1 pseudogene is annotated in these 1,409 nt (G+C 61.0%); it reads left to right on the forward strand.

The window, feature by feature from the left end:
• Positions 1-1,338, forward strand: a pseudogene (locus tag NW863_RS13050) (cation-translocating P-type ATPase); the annotation flags it as partial.
• Positions 1,339-1,409: the final 71 nt, after the last annotated feature.

Genomic DNA, 1,409 nt, shown 5'->3' on the forward strand with positions numbered 1-1,409 from the left:
GAAAACCAGATGACGGTGCAGGCCATCTACGCCGGATCCCGGCTCTACCGGGTTACCGGCAGTGGCTACAGCCCCCACGGCCAAATCCTGTTTCAGGAGGCCAATTCCCCTGGCGAACTTCGCCAATGGCCTGCCTTGGAGGCTTGCCTGGTGGCCGGCTGCCTCTGCAACGACAGCCGCCTCCAACCCAAGGACGACGGTCAGTGGGAAGTTGTAGGGGATCCCACCGAGGCGGCTCTGCTCGTAGCCGCCCAGAAAGGGGGGCTGGATCGAGACGATCTGCAGCGCCGTCGCCCTCGCCTAGACAGTATCCCCTTTGAATCCGAGTTTCAGTACATGGCCACCCTGCACCGGTTGGGGCCGGAGGAGCACTGTATCTACGTCAAGGGATCCGTAGAAGCTCTCTTGCCCCGCTGCCGCAGCCAGATGGGTCCCCAAGGGGAGATCCAGCCCTTGGAAGCAGAGCGGATTTGCCAGCAGGTGGAGGCCTTGGCGCGGCAGGGGCTGCGAGTCCTGGCCTTTGCCCAAAAAGCCGTCCCCCCTAGCCAAACTCAGGTGGATCACTCAGATCTGCAGGAAGGGCTGATTTTCTTGGGCTTGCAGGGGATGATCGACCCGCCGCGGCCGGAGGCCATTGCCGCTGTGCGCTCCTGCCAGACTGCCGGGATCCAAGTCAAGATGATTACCGGCGACCATGTGCTTACAGCCCAAGCCATTGCTGAGCAGATAGGCCTGGGCGGTGGCAAACCGGTAAAAGCCTACAGCGGCCGGGATCTGGAGCAGCTTAGCCCAGAGGAGTTTGTCACTGCCGCCAAGGAGGGATCCGTCTTTGCGCGGGTGGTGCCGGAGCAAAAGCTGCGCCTGGTGAAGGCCTTGCAGTCGCAGGGTCAGATCGTGGCCATGACCGGCGATGGAGTTAACGACGCGCCGGCCTTGAAGCAGGCAGATGTGGGCATTGCCATGGGGAGGGGCGGCACGGAAGTGGCCAAGGCTGCCGCCGACATGATCTTGACCGATGACAACTTCGCCTCCATCGAGGCTGCCGTCGAAGAGGGGCGCACCGTTTACAACAACCTCCTTAAAGCCATCGCCTTCATCCTGCCGGTGAACGGGGGAGAGTCGATGACCCTTCTTCTTAGCGTGCTCCTCAACCGCGAGCTCCCCATTTTGGCCATTCAAGTGCTATGGCTGAACATGATTAACTCCATCACCATGACGGTGCCGCTCTCCTTCGAGCCCACCACGGGGAGGGAGATGACCCAACCACCGCGGGATCCCAACGCCAATTTGCTCTCTCCTAGGCTGCTGCAGCGCATCCTACTGGTGTCGGTATTTAACGTAAGGTGCGGAATTCCCCACCGTCTATACGGTGGGGATGGATAGCACCCTCTGACTGATTCTGGATGTAT

It is taken from the genome of Synechococcus sp. B60.1, assembly GCF_047462555.1.
GTDB lineage: Bacteria > Cyanobacteriota > Cyanobacteriia > Thermostichales > Thermostichaceae > Thermostichus.